This is a genomic window from Allomuricauda ruestringensis DSM 13258 (assembly GCF_000224085.1).
In the GTDB taxonomy this organism is placed as follows: domain Bacteria; phylum Bacteroidota; class Bacteroidia; order Flavobacteriales; family Flavobacteriaceae; genus Flagellimonas; species Flagellimonas ruestringensis.
In genome coordinates, this window is sequence record NC_015945.1 from 445,765 (window position 1) to 464,246 (window position 18,482).

At 40.9% G+C, this 18,482-nt stretch carries 22 protein-coding genes; 10 read left to right on the forward strand and 12 right to left on the reverse strand.

Features of this window, described 5'->3' with window-relative positions:
- Positions 1-129: 129 nt before the first annotated feature.
- Positions 130-516, reverse strand: coding sequence for a hypothetical protein (locus MURRU_RS02165; protein WP_014031776.1), 387 nt, complete (start codon positions 514-516; stop codon positions 130-132).
- Positions 517-635: 119 nt separating this feature from the next.
- Here MURRU_RS02165 and MURRU_RS02170 point away from each other — a divergent pair, with 119 nt between their 5' ends.
- Positions 636-1,016, forward strand: a complete 381-nt coding sequence (locus MURRU_RS02170; protein WP_041801227.1) for a hypothetical protein — start codon at positions 636-638, stop codon at positions 1,014-1,016.
- Between the two features lie 208 nt (positions 1,017-1,224).
- Here the strand turns inward: MURRU_RS02170 and MURRU_RS02175 are convergent, their stop codons facing one another.
- The 4 genes from MURRU_RS02175 to MURRU_RS02195 all read right to left on the reverse strand — a co-directional run bounded on the left by MURRU_RS02175 (position 1,225) and on the right by MURRU_RS02195 (position 5,028).
- Positions 1,225-2,940, reverse strand: coding sequence for an adenosylcobalamin-dependent ribonucleoside-diphosphate reductase (locus MURRU_RS02175; protein ID WP_014031778.1), 1,716 nt, complete (start codon positions 2,938-2,940; stop codon positions 1,225-1,227).
- Between the two features lie 49 nt (positions 2,941-2,989).
- Positions 2,990-3,838 (reverse strand): universal stress protein, encoded by an 849-nt coding sequence (locus tag MURRU_RS02180; RefSeq protein ID WP_014031779.1) that lies wholly within the window; start codon positions 3,836-3,838, stop codon positions 2,990-2,992.
- A gap of 396 nt (positions 3,839-4,234) precedes the next feature.
- Entirely contained in the window at positions 4,235-4,780 is a 546-nt protein-coding gene (locus MURRU_RS02190) for a hypothetical protein (RefSeq protein WP_014031781.1), read from the reverse strand.
- Positions 4,777-5,028 carry a hypothetical protein gene (locus MURRU_RS02195; RefSeq protein WP_014031782.1) on the reverse strand — a complete coding sequence of 84 codons (252 nt, stop codon included), beginning with the start codon at positions 5,026-5,028 and terminating at the stop codon, positions 4,777-4,779. Before MURRU_RS02195 ends, MURRU_RS02190 begins: the two co-directional genes overlap by 4 nt.
- Positions 5,029-5,315: 287 nt before the next feature.
- Between MURRU_RS02195 and MURRU_RS02200 the strand changes: the two genes are divergently transcribed.
- Both MURRU_RS02200 and MURRU_RS02205 read left to right on the forward strand, forming a co-directional pair.
- Positions 5,316-5,981 carry a dienelactone hydrolase family protein gene (locus MURRU_RS02200; protein WP_014031783.1) on the forward strand — a complete coding sequence of 222 codons (666 nt, stop codon included), beginning with the start codon at positions 5,316-5,318 and terminating at the stop codon, positions 5,979-5,981.
- Entirely contained in the window at positions 5,974-6,609 is a 636-nt protein-coding gene (locus tag MURRU_RS02205; RefSeq protein WP_014031784.1) for a phosphoribosyltransferase, read from the forward strand. Before MURRU_RS02200 ends, MURRU_RS02205 begins: the two co-directional genes overlap by 8 nt.
- 345 nt (positions 6,610-6,954) lie before the next feature.
- Here MURRU_RS02205 and MURRU_RS02210 read toward each other — a convergent pair whose 3' ends face one another.
- The 3 genes from MURRU_RS02210 to MURRU_RS02220 all read right to left on the reverse strand — a co-directional run bounded on the left by MURRU_RS02210 (position 6,955) and on the right by MURRU_RS02220 (position 8,490).
- Positions 6,955-7,593, reverse strand: a complete 639-nt coding sequence (locus tag MURRU_RS02210; protein WP_014031786.1) for a class I SAM-dependent methyltransferase — start codon at positions 7,591-7,593, stop codon at positions 6,955-6,957.
- A 133-nt stretch (positions 7,594-7,726) separates the two neighbouring features.
- Positions 7,727-7,933: a dodecin family protein gene (locus MURRU_RS02215; RefSeq protein WP_014031787.1), complete on the reverse strand. Its 207-nt coding sequence runs from the start codon at positions 7,931-7,933 to the stop codon at positions 7,727-7,729.
- 47 nt (positions 7,934-7,980) lie between these two features.
- Positions 7,981-8,490, reverse strand: a complete 510-nt coding sequence (locus MURRU_RS02220) for a nicotinate-nucleotide adenylyltransferase (RefSeq protein ID WP_041801231.1) — start codon at positions 8,488-8,490, stop codon at positions 7,981-7,983.
- 261 nt (positions 8,491-8,751) lie between these two features.
- Here MURRU_RS02220 and ppsA point away from each other — a divergent pair, with 261 nt between their 5' ends.
- The 3 genes from ppsA to MURRU_RS17555 all read left to right on the forward strand — a co-directional run bounded on the left by ppsA (position 8,752) and on the right by MURRU_RS17555 (position 12,520).
- A complete protein-coding gene (gene ppsA / locus MURRU_RS02225; protein WP_014031789.1) occupies positions 8,752-11,151 on the forward strand; it encodes a phosphoenolpyruvate synthase in 2,400 nt (799 codons plus the stop codon).
- Positions 11,152-11,926: 775 nt separating this feature from the next.
- Positions 11,927-12,328 (forward strand): DUF302 domain-containing protein, encoded by a 402-nt coding sequence (locus MURRU_RS02230; RefSeq protein ID WP_014031790.1) that lies wholly within the window; start codon positions 11,927-11,929, stop codon positions 12,326-12,328.
- A 21-nt stretch (positions 12,329-12,349) separates the two neighbouring features.
- Positions 12,350-12,520, forward strand: a complete 171-nt coding sequence (locus tag MURRU_RS17555; protein WP_014031791.1) for a zinc ribbon domain-containing protein — start codon at positions 12,350-12,352, stop codon at positions 12,518-12,520.
- Between the two features lie 42 nt (positions 12,521-12,562).
- On the opposite strand, the gene MURRU_RS02235 is transcribed toward MURRU_RS17555, so the two are convergent.
- The 3 genes from MURRU_RS02235 to MURRU_RS02245 form a co-directional block, all read right to left on the reverse strand.
- Positions 12,563-13,324: an SDR family NAD(P)-dependent oxidoreductase gene (locus MURRU_RS02235; RefSeq protein WP_014031792.1), complete on the reverse strand. Its 762-nt coding sequence runs from the start codon at positions 13,322-13,324 to the stop codon at positions 12,563-12,565.
- Positions 13,321-13,998: a WG repeat-containing protein gene (locus tag MURRU_RS02240; protein ID WP_014031793.1), complete on the reverse strand. Its 678-nt coding sequence runs from the start codon at positions 13,996-13,998 to the stop codon at positions 13,321-13,323. Before MURRU_RS02240 ends, MURRU_RS02235 begins: the two co-directional genes overlap by 4 nt.
- A gap of 110 nt (positions 13,999-14,108) precedes the next feature.
- Complete coding sequence (locus MURRU_RS02245; RefSeq protein ID WP_014031794.1) at positions 14,109-14,561, reverse strand: DUF2267 domain-containing protein; 453 nt, start codon at positions 14,559-14,561, stop codon at positions 14,109-14,111.
- A gap of 349 nt (positions 14,562-14,910) precedes the next feature.
- Here MURRU_RS02245 and MURRU_RS02250 point away from each other — a divergent pair, with 349 nt between their 5' ends.
- The 4 genes from MURRU_RS02250 (at position 14,911) to MURRU_RS02265 (ending at position 17,592) form a co-directional block, all read left to right on the forward strand.
- Positions 14,911-15,453 (forward strand): flavodoxin domain-containing protein, encoded by a 543-nt coding sequence (locus MURRU_RS02250; RefSeq protein WP_014031795.1) that lies wholly within the window; start codon positions 14,911-14,913, stop codon positions 15,451-15,453.
- A gap of 55 nt (positions 15,454-15,508) precedes the next feature.
- Positions 15,509-15,964 (forward strand): DUF2267 domain-containing protein, encoded by a 456-nt coding sequence (locus MURRU_RS02255; RefSeq protein ID WP_014031796.1) that lies wholly within the window; start codon positions 15,509-15,511, stop codon positions 15,962-15,964.
- A 188-nt stretch (positions 15,965-16,152) separates the two neighbouring features.
- The gene (locus MURRU_RS02260; RefSeq protein WP_041801233.1) at positions 16,153-16,956 is read left to right on the forward strand and encodes a helix-turn-helix domain-containing protein; all 804 of its coding nucleotides are present in this window, start codon (positions 16,153-16,155) and stop codon (positions 16,954-16,956) included.
- Positions 16,957-17,046: 90 nt separating this feature from the next.
- Positions 17,047-17,592, forward strand: coding sequence for a cupin domain-containing protein (locus tag MURRU_RS02265; RefSeq protein ID WP_014031798.1), 546 nt, complete (start codon positions 17,047-17,049; stop codon positions 17,590-17,592).
- 438 nt (positions 17,593-18,030) lie between these two features.
- Here the strand turns inward: MURRU_RS02265 and MURRU_RS02270 are convergent, their stop codons facing one another.
- A complete protein-coding gene (locus tag MURRU_RS02270; RefSeq protein WP_014031799.1) occupies positions 18,031-18,474 on the reverse strand; it encodes a hypothetical protein in 444 nt (147 codons plus the stop codon).
- Between the last annotated feature and the right edge of the window lie 8 nt (positions 18,475-18,482).

Consider the following 18,482-nt stretch of genomic DNA (forward strand, 5'->3'; position numbering starts at 1 on the left):
TATCATAAAAACCGTTATCATGTTAAAGGTCAATTGGCTTTCAGCCGCATTGGCCCTTCAATCCATCAGCAAACACAACTTCCCAAATCTATCCGCGCATGGAACCTTTATCCTGACAAGTCGTTATTTTCACAAGTATTGAGACAAGAATCGAAAGAATTCCTTTTTCAGATTTGCATAGATCTGTCGCTGTTCTTCCATTTTTTTTCTAAACTCCGAATGGTTTTTGACCAAAACGGTATCCAGTGCAGGCCTGCCTGTCCTTTCTTGCGCTGCTATATTCGCTTCATGTACCTGTATCTCCCCTTGAAGCTTTTCGATGACGCCTTTGTGGAGCATAAACTCGTTTTGGAAGTGTTCCAATTTTTGGAGCACCTCCTTTTTGGTCCATCGGTTTACCAATTCATCCAAACGAAGGTTGAACGATTTTAACTCATCTTTCCAAAAAGCAAGTTCGGAATCCCACTGTTTGTGTTCAAAATGCAGGTCACTGTTATCTATGATTACTTTGTCCATGATTGTTAACCACTTAATGTTCTATCCCAAAACTATCCTATTCCATGCTTTCATGGAATGATCTGGATCATTTTCCGGGGCTCTCCTTTACATTACTTTGTCTTACTAAATGGAATACCATGAAGAGAATTTGTTCATACACAGCAATGGTCTTATTGTTTATGTCAATGCAGGGCTGTGGCCCGGTGTTGGTTTCGCATAATTTGGCAGACCCTCCCCCACCTTGGTTTTACCCGAATAGGGTGGAGACGGTGAGATATGTTTATTTCCCGGAACTGAGCATTTATTACGATTTATCTGCCAGAACCTACATTTACTTGGATGGTGGGGTATGGTTAAGGAGAAAAGTATTGCCGCCCCGGTACCGTACACAAGACTTGAACCGATCTAGGTATGAACGCATTAGAAATTACTATGAGGACGACATTAGGCGGTATCACAATCAGAACAATGCGGATAGGGGACGAAGCAATAAAAGCGTTGGGAGAAGAAACAAATGAATCACTATAGATTTGAAATCCATAGTTTTAAAAAAAAGAAAGAATAAAATTCTTTGTTATCTGGTATCTAGTCCTCCCTTAATCCCTCCAAAGAAGGGAAACCTCTCCCCTTGGGGAGACTGGAAAGGGAACCATCCATAAAATTTATAGAAAACTAAACTAACCACAATAAAACCTTTAACTAGATAATAAATCACATACAGCTTCTTCAACAATTGGAACTCTTGTTCAACCTACAGGCTTGCAAAACTTGGTCCGCTTTGCTGCCATCCCTGTAGATGGTGATTCCTTTCAACCCATATTCCCAAGCGGTCCAGTATATCTCCGAAACAGTTTCCACTGGGGTTTCTTTGGACAGGTTTATGGTCTTTGATACGGCATTGTCGGTAAATTTCTGGAAAGCTCGTTGGTGGCGCAAATGGTACTCCCATGGAATCTCCAAACTAGTCTCGAACAACTTTTTGATCTCTTTTGGAACTATTTTCGAGTGCTGGACACTCCCCGTTTCAAGCACCTCTGCTTTCAACTTTTCCGTCCATAGCCCAAGTGCCTTCATACTTTCCACAAAAGCGGGATTGATTTCTGTTTGGATTTTATTCCCCATAATCCCAACCCGAAGATATGCAATGGCATACAAGGGCTCTATGGAATAAGAAGTGTCCGCAATGATGGAGATGCTTCCCGTAGGGGCAATGCTGTTGCAGGTTGCATTTCTCATGGGTCTGTTTGGATGGAAAATGCTATTCGTCCATGAGGGAAAGACGCCTCGTTCCCCTGCAAGTGATTCGGATACATCATAACTTTTTGATTGTATGAAATGCATGATTTTTTCTCCCAGTTCGATAGCTTCCTCAGAGGCATAGGGAATTTCCAATCGGGCAAGCATTTCCGCCCAGCCCATCACTCCCAGTCCCACCTTACGGGTATTCGTGGTCTGGGTCTCAATCTGAGGCAGTAAATAGTGGTTTACTGAAATTACGTTGTCCAGAAACCTGATGGAAGCTTCGATGGTTTTTTCCAATATCTCCCAATCAACCCTCTTTTCATCTTTTTCGGACTTTAGCATTTTGGAGAGGTTAAGGGAACCCAGATTACAGCTTTCATACTCAAGAAGGGGCACTTCCCCACAGGGATTTGTACTTTGGATAATACCTTGGTCGGGAATTGGGTTGTGTTTATTGATCGTATCCAAAAAAATGAGCCCGGGATCCCCAGTTTTCCATGCTTGGGAAACAATCAGTCCCCATAAGGATTTCGCCCTGATGGCTTTTGTTACTTCTCCCGTTCTTGGGTTGATCAGGTTCCAATCCGTATCCTCTTTTACCGCTTTCATAAAATCATTGGTGATGCCCACGGAAAGATTAAAGTTTTGGAGCTTGTTTCCTTCGGATTTCGCCAAAATGAATGCTTCAATATCCGGATGGTCCACATTTAGAATCCCCATATTGGCTCCTCTCCTTTTTCCGCCTTGTTTCACATGTTCTGTAGCCGTGTTGTATATTTTGATAAAGGCAATTGGGCCCGACGAAGTCCCTCCGGAAGATACAATTCTGTCCCCGTGGGGCCTAAGCTTTGAAAAATTATACCCTGTACCCCCTCCATTTTGATGGATCAGGGCAGTGCTTTTCAGTGTGCTAAAAATACTGTCCAAGCTATCTTCTACCGGAAGCACAAAGCATGCACTCAACTGTCCTTTGGGCAGTCCCGCATTCATTAAAGTCGGTGAATTGGGCAAAAAGTGGAAATTGGCCATTAGGGTATAAAATGTTTGCTCCCACCCACCTTTATTCTTTTTCTCTGCACTTGCAACATGTTTGGCCACTCTCTTAAAAAGCTCATGGGGTGTTTCAATAATCTTTCCCGAAGGGTTCCTGAGCAAGTATCTTGCCTGGAGCAACTGCTGTGCATTGGATGTACGTTTCATGGTATGTTGAAATAATCGCCTCAACTATGGTGGAAACCATGCCTTGGGATTACTTCCCTTCGAGATGGGGCAAGACCATAAAAGGGATATTGAGATGCATGCCTATTTTTCTGATAATCGGCCGGATGAACAGGCTTTCCAAAAAAGTATGCTTGTTCATGATCATGGTCAAAAGGTTTATTTTATTCTTTTTTTGAAAGTCATTGATACCCTCTATAACCCCATTGATAGGAGTCTCATGAAATATATAAGTATGGGGTTCCAAAAGCTGTTCGAGTTTTTTCTTGTTCTTCATCTGGAATTCTGTCATACTATTACCGGTTGAAATATGCAGGATGTTGATGTTTCCCTTATTTTCACTTGCCAAATAAAGAAATTCCTCAATTATTTTTTTATCATAATCAACCTCAAAATCCACAGGAAATAGGATTTGTTTAGGGCTTTCGTATTTAAATTCCCCAGGGACTGCTATAAGTGGACATTTTGTTTTTTTAATAGTATGGACGGTATTACTGCCAAACAGCAATTCCTTGGCTCCCGTGACTCCCTTTGTTCCCATCACAATCAAGTTTATTCCTTCTTTTTTTACCACTTCCCCTATTTCATCCACGAGTTGATTGAAGGCTCCTTGCAATACAAATTTGTGCTTGGGGTTTGCATGGTCAGTTTCCAGTTCTTCCTTCAAAGCATTTAGTTGATCCATTGTTTCCTTTTGGTAAAAGGCTATCGGGTTTGTTTCGTGGAAATCCATCGTCCAATTTTCAATGCTGTACACGGGAATGCCATAAGCGTGCAATAAATAAAAGGTACATGGTGTATCCTTATATAGCTTTAAAGCATAGATAATGGCGTTTTTTGCATTTTGGGAAAAATCAGTTGGAAGCAATACCTTTTTCATATTACATCTATTTGGAAATGTCCACCAAAATTAGAATTTAAGAAGTGACCAAACCATGACTTAGGTCATTTCCAAAACCTTACCGCCCTTTATCTGTTTTTCCTTTGCTTAGAGTAAGGCCTGGTTTATGTTTTTAAGAGATAATGTTCCTATTACATCATGGCTTAGATTTGGTTTGTAGACCTCTTTTATTTATTTCCAATTTCAATTTCTCTGGAATGTCCCTACACTCACAATTCTTTTGGTGTTCCAAATGCCACTCTATCCGTTCATATATAGTAGGGTTTTTGGGCATTTTGTTTGCAATGTGCCAATTCTTGTTGAGTTTCATTATACTTGATTTTAATGATTGATTCCAGCTCCCCCACATAGAAAAGGGTAAGGTGGTCGGCGATGTTAAAATTCACGAAGGTAGGCGTGACTATTTTCATGAGACAATAAGATGTCTAGTTTCAATATAGTCCAATCCGTATACAGGATTATATTTTTTATGATGGATTCGCCTGCCAGACCATCTACCCCTTCAATAGTATTGTTTCCTTCTCCTGAGGTAGTGAGCACAATGATCTTTTCAAGATGGTTCTTATTGGCGTTAACGAATGCTTCAACCGCTTCGGGTGGTTTTCCATATTCCCAGGTATGTAATAGCCACACTGCATTAAAATCCGAGTGGTCTATTTCGGGAAGATCGGAAACGTCTATTATCTTAATGAATACCGAATCATTTTCGTAATGGCGAACAACATTCCGAACCAGGGAATCCTTGAAAATACTACTCTGTGTCGCAATGAGCAGTTTCTTATCAAAAGTTTGCGAATACATTGCGTATGGCTCCACAGCTTCCATCGAATACATGTTCTTGTACCAAACTGCCAGTAAAAAGAAAAGGACCAAGGCGCCGATCAATATCCAAACCACTATTTTGTACCATTTCACTTTCATGTTTTCCTTTTTTGATGTTCTTTTTGTACCGGATGGATACCATAATTATGGGTTTTTACATGATGCTCCAACAGTTCATGCAAACTTTGTAGATAGTCCTCCAAGGCATCTTTGTCAACATTGGGATGGGTCAACACAGGAAGGGTAATGGGATCTTCGTCCAAAAAGTGGTACAGTTCAGGATATTGCGATTCCATGGTATGGGTCAACACGGTAATCTTGTTCAATATGGAATTCAACTCTCTCATAGTTTTGGGCAACTTTTAACTACAATGCACGTACACTTTGTTAGCTTTTTCAGGATGATGATTCAATAAAAATAATGGCTGGGATGCACTTTGAAAATGATCTTCATCACCCCAGAATAACTACCGTGAGTGATCAATGTCATTGATGTGAGCAGGTCTTTGCTCTAACTTTCTATTCAAATTGGGCACGACACAGTATAAGACATTTTTTGCACCCCATTTTTGGGTGTGATGCTTAAAATTCCAATGCTGTAAGAAACTATGAATTTCAAGCAAAGAGAAAAAACATGAAGACCGAAGAACAAAATGTAACAGTTTATATATCGTTCAAAGATGTTACCTTGGAAGGGTTTCTTAACATCCCCACCAATCCCAAAGGTCTTGTCCTCTTCTCCCACGGAAGTGGCAGTAGTCGTTTGAGTCCCCGAAACAACTATGTTTCCAACATATTACAGCAAAAAGGAATAGCTACGTTATTATTTGATCTTTTAACCGAATCGGAAGACAAAATCTATAAAAATAGGTTTGATATCGATAAGCTTGCCCATCGGCTTATTGAAACGACACAATGGGCTCAACAACACCAAAGAGTCAAGGGATTGCCTTTAGGATATTTTGGCGCCAGTACCGGTGCTGCTTCGGCCCTACGGGCAGCTGCCTTTTTTGGAACTGCTATAAAAGCGGTGGTATCCCGTGGGGGGAGACCAGATCTGGCCATGGACGAACTTTCCAAAGTTAAGGCCTCCACCCTTTTTATCGTAGGTTCGCGGGATACCGATGTAATTACCATGAACCAAAGGGCTTATGAAAAATTGGAATGCAAAAAGAAATTGGAAATCATTCCCGGGGCGGGGCATTTGTTTGAAGAGCCGGGCAAGTTAAGAGCGGTTGCCGAGATTTCTGCTACTTGGTTCCTGAAATGGTTCGGAAAAAATCCAGAAAATTATGTTTAGAGACAGGGAAGATGCCGCACTGCAATTGGCAGAAAGGCTTGAAAAATACAAAAACCAAAATATAGTGGTACTTGCCATACCCAAAGGCGGACTTCCCTTGGGGGCCATTATCGCAAAAACTTTGAATGCCCCGTTGGATGTAGCTCTTTCCAAAAAAATTGGCCATCCCTACAACAAGGAATATGCCATTGGAGCCGTAAGTTTGGAGGACGTCATTCTGTCCTATGAGCATGGAGTTGAAACGAATTACATTGCTAAAGAAACGCAACGCATCCGTGAAAAGCTTCAGAGAAAATCTGAGGTTTATCATAAGAATAAAGTATCCATACCCTTGAAGGACAAAACTGTGATTATAGTGGATGATGGTGTAGCTACAGGAAACACCATAAAGGTCACTGCCCAATTGGTACAACATCAAGATCCAAGAAAAACAATAGTTGCCATCCCTGTGGCGCCCCATGGAGCGGTACAAAATCTACAGGATTCCAAATATATTGATGAGGTGATCTGCCTTCTCATCCCTCGTAATTTTCATGCTGTGGGGCAATTTTATTCAGAATTCGAGCAAGTTTCCGAAGAAGAAGCCATTGAATTGTTGGAACAAACCAACGGTACGGTCAACCCTTGATTCGGTGTTGGTGGCAAACCTTTCCCTGTCTCTCTCATTCAAATAGTAAAAATGATATGGCTTTCCCATATATTCTTTTCGTTCCTTAGCACATAACCATCTTGACAGATTACCTTCTTTGATATTTTTATCAAACCCACCCAACCACTTTCCATAAAGCTGGGCCTTGATTCTATTTTCCGATAGCTCGGCAAAGTAAACATTACAAAAAAGGGTTTTTTGCATCTAGGTAAGGGAAAGAATATCTGAGAGGAAATCGATTAAGAGGTCGGTCGCATTATCTGTGGAAATCTCCGTACACATTTGACAGTCAAAAAGACCCACATTGTCACATCTGCCGTTCATTCATGGCTTAACCGCTTTAACGGTCACAAAAGACCCCATTCCGTAGCCGGTTTTGGGTATTTGTACCTCCTTGATGTCCTCAAGGTTCCCAAAAAGGGTTTGGTTATATTTCAAGTTCCTGAACCCTACATTTTTGAGCAATTGTTCCACTTGGTTGACCGAATGGAAAATGGCCGTTTTGTAAAAATTGCTCCGATCTCTTTTGGCCATGTACGCTTTTGCAACACTTTGCTCCCTGTCCAAAAAACCTATGATTATAGCTCCATCGGGCTTTAACACCCTATACGCTTCAGACAGGGCTTTCTTAAGGTTTTTGAAGTAACAAATGGTAACGAAGAGCACAAAATCAAACTGCATGGCGGCATAGGGCAAGTGTTCTGCTTTACCTTTCATGATCTCAACACCTCTGTCAAACGCTTTTTTTGCCATCTCCACAGAAGGCTCAATTCCTTCCTTGATACCCAAAGGCTCGGAGAACCTTCCAGTACCCAGACCTACCTCAATGCCCCTAATGTTCTGGGGCAGCTCCAAAAACTGCTCCTGCAATGCCAATATTTCGGATTGATATACCTCGGGATGGTCCTCATACCATTGTTCGTATTGGGATACATGTTCATCAAATACTTCTGTAGTTGCCATAGCTTATTGTTTTTTTATAAAATTTAGTCATTGGACGCATGGTCCACAATGATGCAGGTCGACAATACAAATTATATGGCCCGAAGCCAGGGGACCAGCACGGACCATACAAACAAAACCACCTAACTAGGAATTATTCTCCATCTATTCCGAAAGTGACCTTTGCATTCACACGGTACTCGGAAATTTGGTTGTTTTTTACACAAACCTGCATGTCCTTTACATAAACAGACTTGATGTTCCTCACTGTTTTTGATGTCTCCTTGACAATGTTGTTTACAGCGTCCTCAAAACTCTCTTTTGAGTTTCCCATAATTTCGACGACTTTTAATACTGACATAATGATTGATTTATTGTTTATAAATTAGGCCAAAGACGGCCCCATTTCTATAGAAACTCACCTTTTTCATCCACTTTTACCCGCAGCGTCTTATCTCCATTTTCCAGTTTCAATTTGTACTTTTTGGAAACACCCTTTTCGTTGTGGTAAGTAACCCGGTAAACATCCTTGCTAATGGTCCATTCCGGAAACCTATCCAAGATGGCCTTCTTTACAGAATTTGGCAGATTAATGTTTTTAAACCTCTCGGCAGTTCGGATAATCTTGCCATCTTTATCATAAGCTGCAAGTATCTTTCCTTCGGGGATAAAGAAATTGATGTTGTACAGGTCATAGTCATCCTGATAGAACTCGGAATCTTTTACATCGAAGGCCGCAACTTTTCTTCTAAGCATTTCAACAGGTATGGATGCTTCTTCCTCTGTATCTACGTTATTCAAGTACTTGTAATTGGTCGCATACACAATTACCTCGGACAATTCTTCCGTTTTGATAATCTGGGACTGCAAAGAGATTGCGAATCCCATCGACAATAGAGTTAATACTATCTTTTTCATAATCTTAGTGTTTTTGTTAATACCTCAATGACTAATGAGCCATCTTTTTAAAATTATCGCTTTATACATTCAAAACTAGTGTAGATGGGCTCTTTGCACAATGATCCAGATCACCCTGAATCATTTTAAGTAGCTCATTTAGAATCTATTGAAAACAGGACAGTCATTACCGAAATCGGCATCCAGAGAATCCGATGGACTGACCCAAGTCATTGGAAAATATTCGCTGTGCCTTGAAATTTGTCAATTAAATCCTAAGCCATGGATGTTTACATCAAACCTTTCAAAGCAATACATATTGATGACTTACCAAAAGTTGGTGGGAAAAATGCCTCATTGGGTGAAATGTACAATGAATTGACAGGGGAAGGGGTTCGTATTCCCAATGGTTTTGCCACTACATCGGACGCCTTCTGGGATTTTTTGGATAAAAATCAGCTTCGAAAACCTTTGGAAGACGTTTTGGCAGGTTTGGATACGGATACATACATCAACCTAAGCGAAATTGGCAAAAAGGCGAGGGAGCTGATATTGAGTGGAACCTTTTCAGATAAATTTTCCCAAAAGATAGCAGAAGCTTACCAAAATCTTGATAAGAACAGTCCTGCTACTGTTGCCGTAAGGAGCAGTGCCACGGCCGAAGATCTTCCCGGAGCCAGTTTTGCAGGGCAACATGACACGTTTTTGAATATTAAGGGAGAAAAGCCTGTTCTGGAGGCGGTTAAAAAATGTTTTGCCTCACTATATACAGATAGGGCCATCAAATATCGTAACGACAAGGGTTTTAAACATGCTGATGTTGCCCTATCGGTAGGTGTGCAGCAAATGGTAAGGGCAGGTAAGGGCTGTTCGGGCGTGGGGTTTACCATAGAACCTGAATCCGGTTTTGAAAATGTCATTTTGTTATCAGGGGTTTGGGGCCTCGGGGAAAACATTGTACAAGGCAATATCAATCCTGATGAATTTTACATTTTTAAGCCCACCTTGAAAACAGGGCACTTCCCCATCCTCCAAAAAAAGAAGGGCGACAAACGTTTGACCATGATCTATAACACGGAACAGCATGGAGAACCAACATTGAACATCAAAACCCCAGTTTTAAAGCAGATCCAGTTTGTCCTCTCCGATGATGAAATTGTGCAATTGGCCCAATGGGCCCTGGCCATAGAAAAACATTACCAAAAACCCATGGACATTGAATGGGCAAAGGACGGTCTTTCCGGTGAACTTTTTATCATTCAGGCACGGCCGGAAACGGTACATCAAGGTAGGGACATGAACATATATATTGAGTACAAACTACTTGAAAAGGGAACTACACTCACCTCTGGAAATGCCGTAGGGTCAAAAATAAAAGTGGGCACAGTACTCCAATTGGAATCCCCCAAGGAGGCTAAGGACCTAACATCGGAACACTTGATCGTGACCGATACCATAACCCCAGATTGGGATCCGCTCCTAAAACAGGTTGGTGGAATCATCACCAACAAAGGTGGGCGTACCAGCCATGCAGCCATTGTGGCCCGCGAATTGGGGGTGCCTGCCATTGTTGGCTGTGGCAATGCCACCGATGTTCTTTCAAATGGTCAGAATGTTACCCTGTCCTGTGCCCAGGGAAAAACCGGTTACATCTATAATGGAGCTTTAAAATTTGAGGAGACCAAGGTAGATTTTTCAAATATCCATTTACCTGATACTGAGGTTAAAATGATTCTGTCCGATCCCGAGAGTGCATTTCAACTCTCCTTTTACCCCAATAATGGCGTGGGATTATTGCGCATGGAATTTATTATAACCCATTCGGTAAAGATCCACCCCATGGCCTTGGTAAATTTTGACAACATCAAAAATAAAGGTGCAAAAAAAGAAATCGAAACGCTTACCAAGGGCTATCCCAAGAGGACAGATTATTTCATCGACCAGCTTTCAGAGGGAATTGCCACCATTGCAGCGGCTTTTTATCCCAAAGAAGTCATTGTGCGCCTCAGTGATTTTAAAACCAATGAATATGCCAACCTCATCGGAGGAAAAGATTTTGAGCCCAAAGAGGAAAACCCCATGTTGGGCTTTAGGGGAGCTTCCCGTTATTACAACAAACGGTACAAGGATGGATTTGCGCTTGAATGTGCAGCCATAAAAAGGGTTAGGGATACCATGGGTTTGACCAACCTAAAAGTAATGGTTCCCTTTTGCCGTACCTTATTGGAAGGAAAGAAAGTACTCTTGATAATGGAGGAAAACGGATTGAAAAGAGGGGAAAACGGGCTTGAGGTCTATACCATGGTCGAAATACCTAGCAATGTGATCTTGGCAGAAGAGTTTGCACAGATCTTTGATGGCTTCTCCATTGGTTCCAACGATCTTACACAACTTACTTTGGGGATTGACCGTGACTCGGAAATCATGGGTGGTCTCTTTGACGAAAATGACCCCGCTGCCAAAAAGATGATTTCCATGGCCATCTCATCCGCAAAGAAGACCGAGACCAAAATTGGACTCTGTGGCCAAGCGCCAAGCGATTTTCCTGAGTTTGCAGCATTTTTGGTGGACCGGGGTATCAACAGCATTTCCTTTAATCCCGATGCGTTGTTGAAAGGTATAAAGAACATCAGCAAGGCAGAAAAAAGAATGGTTGACAGAAAAAATACGTTCTTGGCTTGACATTGAACTTATCCTTCCGTAGCTCTACTATGCAACTCGAAAAAGTATTCAACTGGGCACAAATTGACTAATTTTCGCTTCAATCCTAAAAGTTTAAATGAGTTCATCACATAGGAAATGACAATGTCGTCCAAAATGTTAAAATTTGAAAAAAAAGCGCCAAGATGATCCAGATCATTCCACAAGCTGAACAATCGTCTTAATTTAGTGCCAAGATTACGATACAATACGTTCTTTGAAGATAAAAACCATTGGTGTACAAAAGATCCAGAAGGAGATACAACTATTTTTTGACTCCTCTTGGAATTGTGAAAACGTTTAGTGATAAACACAAGTAGCATATCCAAGAAAAAGAGCTTTGGATAGGATAACTTCTTCTGTGAAACCGGGACATTTCGATGTCCCGGTTTCTACAAAAACTACAAAAAATAGTTGATTGGAAAAAAGCCAACGGTTATAAAAGGTGTTTTATAAGGCACGAGGATTTGAATATCAACCACATTGTTTCCAAATGCGGAGAACAATCCTCCTCTCCATCAAAAACACCCCATAAAATGTTTATGGTCTGAGAAGATACATAAACTAGAAAGGTTTGGATTGTCCACTGTACAATCGTTCTTAAGCATTTTAGCAATAAGATGGTATAGAGAAAGTTTAAGGCAGAAAGCAACTCAAGCCTTTCGAAGAAACAGGGAGTTTAGGCTCCCTGTTTCCATTTAAATTCCGTCCATTTTCCTTGGTAGTGGCACATTATAATTAATTCATTCTGATAAAAATGGAATATTATTTCAATACCGTTCTCAGTGATACCACTTTCGAGAAAGTCGTACAAAAAACAACCCAAGCCCTTAAAAATGAAGGTTTCGGGGTTCTTACCGAAATTGACATTCAAAATACCTTGAGACAGAAATTGGATGTACACTTTCCCAATTATACGATTTTGGGAGCCTGTAACCCATCATTTGCCCATAAAGCATTACAGGTTGAGAATAAGATTGGTACCATGTTGCCCTGCAATGTCATAGTACGTAAAGCTGAAGATGGCAACATAGAGGTAGCCGCCGTAAACCCCATTGCTTCGATGATGGGAGTCCACAATGAGGCCTTAATGGGCATTGCCGAGGAGGTCCGGGACAAACTGAAGAGAGTGATAGAAGCCCTTCAAGAAAATCATTGATCAATACCGATAAATAGCACCATGGAACCTTCAAATATCTGTGAACATTGTGGCATGCCCATGTACCATCTTACCGATTTTGGAACCAACCAAGATGGAAGTATCAATACGGAATATTGCCACAAATGCTATCAAAAAGGGAAGTTTATCCATCCAAGAGAAGAAAACTTGGACCAAGAGAGGGTAATCTAATGCTTTGTCTACTGGGATACGAAACAGCTCCAAGACCTAAAATCATGCAATAACCATCCCACCATCTGCAACATAAGTGCCACCAGTGATATACCTGCTTTCATCCGAAGCGAGGAAAAGAACCAAATTCACGATTTCAACAGCTTCGGCGTAGCGCCCTAGGGGTATACTGGTCTCAAATCCTTTTTTGGCCCCGTCGCTGTCCTCTGGTGAAATATCAGCCTCTATCCTGCGCATCATATCAGTTTCCACAGGGCCCGGGTGTATGGTATTTACGCGTATTTTTTTGTTGGAAAACTCCAGGGCCGCGGTGCGCATGATGCCCACAACGCCATGTTTGCTGGCCACATAGGCACCCAAGCCTTCAAAACCTTTAAGACCAGCCACGGAAGAGGTAATAATGACACTTCCCCCCTGCTCCATTTTCGGGATCACATACTTGCATCCGTACCAAACGCCTTTCAAGTTTACATCGATGACCTTGTTGAAGATATCATCGGGGTAGTCTGCCATGGGTCTTGAGCTTCCCTCAATTCCGGCATTGTTGAAAAAAACATCGATTTTACCAAAATTATCCAAAGCTGCCCGAACATATTCCTTTACGGCATCCGCTTTGGACACGTCCGCCTTACAATAAGCAATATTGGGATTATTGAACCCTTCAACTGTTTCTTTTAGGCTCTTTTCGTTAATGTCTACCAAAAGCACTTTGGCTCCTTCCCGCAAGAAAGTTTTAGCTGTCTCTTTGCCTATTCCTGCCGCACCTCCGGTGATTATGGCCACTTTATTGTCCAATTTTTTCATGGTTTCTGGATTTGTTCACTAATATTGGAGATTTGAAAATCATTGTCGCCGGTCTTTACCAGTATCAAATCGGACGAAATGAAGGATGCCGTCAAATTTGGTGTCTGGTACCTCCTTTTAGTCATGGAGATATTTTCTCTTTTACTGATGGGCCAAATAATTTCACCTTGGGTATTCAGAACGACTTCGGTAAAGGCATATTCATAAATATTCAGCTGAAAGTTATTTTTCCCCCTGAAAGTTCTTCTACAATAAATTCCTATGGCCCTGTCATCTTTGAAACCTGTAACATTCAGATACTCCGGTTCGATCACAATATTTCCTTGGGTATCCATAAACCCATAATACGGGATTCCTTCATCCTTTATTTCCTGTATGGCACATAGACCATTCTTGAATTCCGGATACTTGATGCCCTTGACATCACTACGGGATTCATCCGCATTTTGATCCCACACCAAATCCTCTCTAAAATCTATGGCCAGATTACCCTCCTTATCGATAAAACCCCATTTACCGTCTTTTCGGACGGCTGCCAAACCTTCACTGAAAGGCCCCACTTCAGTCAGCTCTTTTATTTTAATTGTAGGATCATTGATGGTTTCAAGGGTTTGTGCTCCCATTAAAAATGGGATGGCCATAAAAGTCAAACCTACCAAATATTTCAGTCTCATAATTCATGTTTTTAGATTATATGAAGGTAAGTCACAAGCTGGTTTACAACAATGATCCAAATCAGTGAAGACCGCAGTTTGTATAGGATGCCATTGCTTTTCCACCAGTTTTAAAACATCAAATTGGAATAGATCAAACTTTTGAGGTCCTTTGGAAGTTCGTTCCGGATGTCCTCCATTTCTCCCAAAGACACATATCTCCGTAGAAATAAAAATGTGACATCGATATAGGTCTCGGCAAGATCGTTCTCTTCTCCATAGTCGTGGATGGCAGAAGGTCCATCAAATTGCTTTACCAACTCAATAAATTCATCCACGTGTTTGATGCCCGGTTTTCTTTTTTTAGGATTCCATCCATTCACGTAGGCCCCTTTGAGAAACATGGGCAATTGTGCAATAAATTGCAGCGATTCTTCCACAGATATGATTTCCCGCAGGGCATGCATAATCGAAACAAATATCCTGCCCGCTTTTTCAGTATCTTTTCCTACGCCCAATTGTTTGGTATACTCATTCAAGAAGGCATTGCCTTCCTGTGCATATTGATTGAAATTCAGTGCCATGGCCTTTTGTTTTAAAAAATTACACTTAAAAATGGTGTTTTCTTCGGTTCCTTGAAATGACCTCCGTCAATGTCACTCATAAACCCCGATAGCCTAAAAAAGACACCTTTTCCAGTATTAGGTCCATCGAAGAGCAACCCAATGATTCAAATCATTGTGCCATGCAAGGCAAGGGGGTAAGTTTACATTTAAAATAAGATCAATACCTATTTGAAATTTTGAAATGTCTTGCAAAAATTATGTGGGGAGGCGACGAGTTTAAGGGCATCTACCTTACTCAAAATAATAGGGAAGGAAATCACAAAGTAATTATCGTTACCCAAATATAAATAACTAAAAATTCGATAAAATGAAAATCCTTATTGTATATGGCACAAGTGAGGGCCAGACCCGAAAAATTGCCAGATTTATGGAAGAAGTGCTTCAAGGAGGAGACCACAAGGTGGTTATTGCAGATGCCACAGAAGAGCCCCCTTCCCCATCCCATTTTGAGGTTGTACTTATAGGTGCCTCTGTTCACATGCAAAAATATCAAAGTGCCGTGACCAATTATGTGATGCGTCATTTGGACATTCTTAATAAAAAGCATTCCGCATTCTTCTCGGTTTCCATGGCCATTGCTTCCAACATAGAAGAAGAGCATGAGGAAATCAAAAAAATTGCTTTGGATTTCTTCGCAAGAACAGGATGGAAGCCCAATGAAGTGCGCCATTTTGCAGGAGCATTAAAATATACCCAATACGACTATTTTAAAAAGCTCATCATGCGAATGATTGCAAAAAAAGAGGGGGGCAGCACAGATACTTCCCGTGATCATGAATATACGGATTGGGACAACGTAAAGTCGTTTGTCCTCAACTTTTGCGCAGAAAATGTACAATCAACTGTGTAAAGACAGGTGGGCTTGAATCACCGTAAATCATATTTATAACACTAATACTATAACCATGGGGTTCAATTTTGATCAATACACCGCAGAAGGAAATACTTTTTTAAATGACTACGCCAAACAGATGTCCATGGAGAACGACAAGGACAGAGCCGGCAGAATCTTAACCTCCATATTGTATGCTTTAAGGGACATTATCTCACCAACAGAGTCCCTACAACTTATTGCACAACTGCCCATGTTCATAAAGGCACTATATGTTAATGGATGGGCCATTGGCAAAAAAAAGGACAGGGTCAAGAATTTGACGGATTTTATCGATCTTGTGAAAAAGCAAGATGGCTCTGCTGCTATCAACGACTTTGGCTATAATAATGATGCCGCAGAGGACTATATCCAAACAACTTTTCTGTTTTTAAAAAGGTATGTTTCCCAAGGCGAACTGGACGATATCAGGGATGTATTGCCGAAAGGCCTAAAAAATATTATTCCATCGCACATAATAAATGAATGATATTATTTCATTTACATACTATCCAACTAAATGGGCAAATGGATGAATCTTTGCTGATTCAATCAATAACACCCCTACTTTACTTTAACCCAAAAGTAAATCTTCTTTCGTTTTTTATGTAACTTCCTGTCTAAACAGAACAAAAAACCGAGCTTAATCGAGTGAGCACTACTTTGGGCGGCTTAAAAATGAATATAGACACCCTTAAAATATCACGCATTCTACACAAAACAACATCCAATCAAAACAGTGGTTGCTATGCTGTTTGTTGGGTTCAAAATGGTGCTGAGGCAATTGAAATAAACAAGACCTTATACAACAATGTATCGAACGCTGTTTTTTTCTTAAGCCCAGATCATGACTGGAAAATTTTAAAGAAGGGTACTACAACTTCATCGGGGTACGTGCTTTATATTCCCAAGGATGTTTTGAACCACCCCACTTTCAAAAATCTCCACATTACTGAAGTCCGTCTTTTAAACAGCCATGAAATACCGAAAATCAACCTTTCTCCAGGTATAGAAACACGCATAAAAGCTATCCTTGAAATGATGGACGAGTTGCTCAGCACTAACTTAAAACATCGGGAAGAAGCTATACTTTCCCTCTTAAATACCTTTTTTGTTTATTGTGACGGTAAGTGCAACATCAAGTCGGTGATCACGGACAACAATTCAAGGTCTGCATTGGTTTATAAGTTCAAAAAAAGTATTGACCAAAACATTACTGAACATCATGAAGTGCGCCACTACGCCAAAACGCTTAACATATCCGACAAACATTTAAATGAGTGCGTCAAGGAAGTTTTGGGCGTCAATGCCAAGCATCTTATAGATGAACAATTGGTCATGCGCGCCAGGCACAACCTGAAATTCTCGGATAAGACCATTAAAGAGATTGGCTACGAACTGGGCTTTTCCTCTCCGGACTATTTCAGCTATTTTTTTAAGAAGCATACTGGAACCGCCCCATCCCAGCTTCGAAAAAGCTGATATTCCGAAAATCAAAGGAATAGCCGTGTTTTTCACAATATTTCAATAGCTCCCTCCTTGTATTTTTATCAAAACAACAAACAAAATGTCATGGACAGAAAAAAATTCATTCAAACTTCTGGTTTGGGGCTTGGGCTTGCCTTAGTTCCTGGAATCGCCAACAGCAAACAACTATTCAACAAAGTAGCACCACCCAACAACCCAAGCCCAAAAATCATAAAGGACAGCGAAGGCGATGTTTTGAATGTTATTGGGGATATCCAGACCCATAAACTAGTCGGGGGCGACACCAATGGTCAAATTGTGGAATGGGTCGACAATGTAGATCCCGGAGTTGGTATCCCGCCTCACATTCACACAAAGGAAGATGAGGTTTTCAGGGTAATCAAAGGGCAAGTTGAAATAATGGTGGATGGCAAAACCATAGTTCTGGAAGCTGGTGATACCGCCTTTGCTCCCAAAAATATTCCACATTCTTGGAAGGTTGTTGGAACTGAAAAGGCAAAAATGATCACAAGTGCCTTTCCCGCAGGAATTGAAATCATGTTCAGGGAATTGGCCGATTTACCCCCTGGTCCGCCCGATTTTGAAAAAGTTGCCACAATATGTGGAAACCACGGTATCTCTTTTCTCTGAAAATTGTTTCCAATCGCAGGTTTGCTTGTTGGTAGCCCAAAAACCATATTTTAGGTAATCTCTTGGTTTTTGAATTTGTATAGAAGCAGAACAAGCTACGGATGTTGCCCAACACCAATGTGTTCCCTGCAATCTGGTTTGTAGTTAAAATATTTTTTGATAATGAAAGGAAATATGCCTTGCATTAAAATTATTAACTGGTCACTAAAGTAATTTAATAACCTGAGTTCGATTATTCGAAAGTTGTGATTCAAAATCGTCAGTTTGAGTGATTTTCGGTGGTTGAGCCCTTCGTCTATGCTCAGGATAAACTAAAGTCGAAACCAGAGAAAATTATATCGAAAACAACGATTTTGAACCCAAAAATGCCACTTCTCGATACGCTTCGCACTCGAAGTGACGGCATTTTCAACGTCAAAAATAATAATCAAACTCAGGTTAATACGTTAATGTGTTATATCTCTTGGCCTGAAGTTGAAGTATTCGTACAGACCACGTTGGCACCGGCACCAATCCGTCAATAAGTTGATCCGCCGATACATTTAATTTTTCCATGGCTACACTGCATATACTTACGCGTACCTTAAGTTTGTATTTCTGAAAAAAGGTTTCCAGTTCGGACCCCTTTACCAACTCGGCAACTACCTTGCCTTTAACAACGACTTCGTAATCGTTTATCTCTACCCCGCTTTCCACCAAAAAATCATACATGTTCAATGCTCCTTTAAAATGGCGTTCATCACTGACCCCTATAGCAAATTGCTTGGTGTTTTTTAAATCGTTGACCGTTTCGGTATCCAACCGAACTTGCGCAGTAGCATCAATACTTCCAAAAGTAATTAGGGTGATAAATATAATCAATGTGTGGAATGCTCTTTTCATGGTTCGTA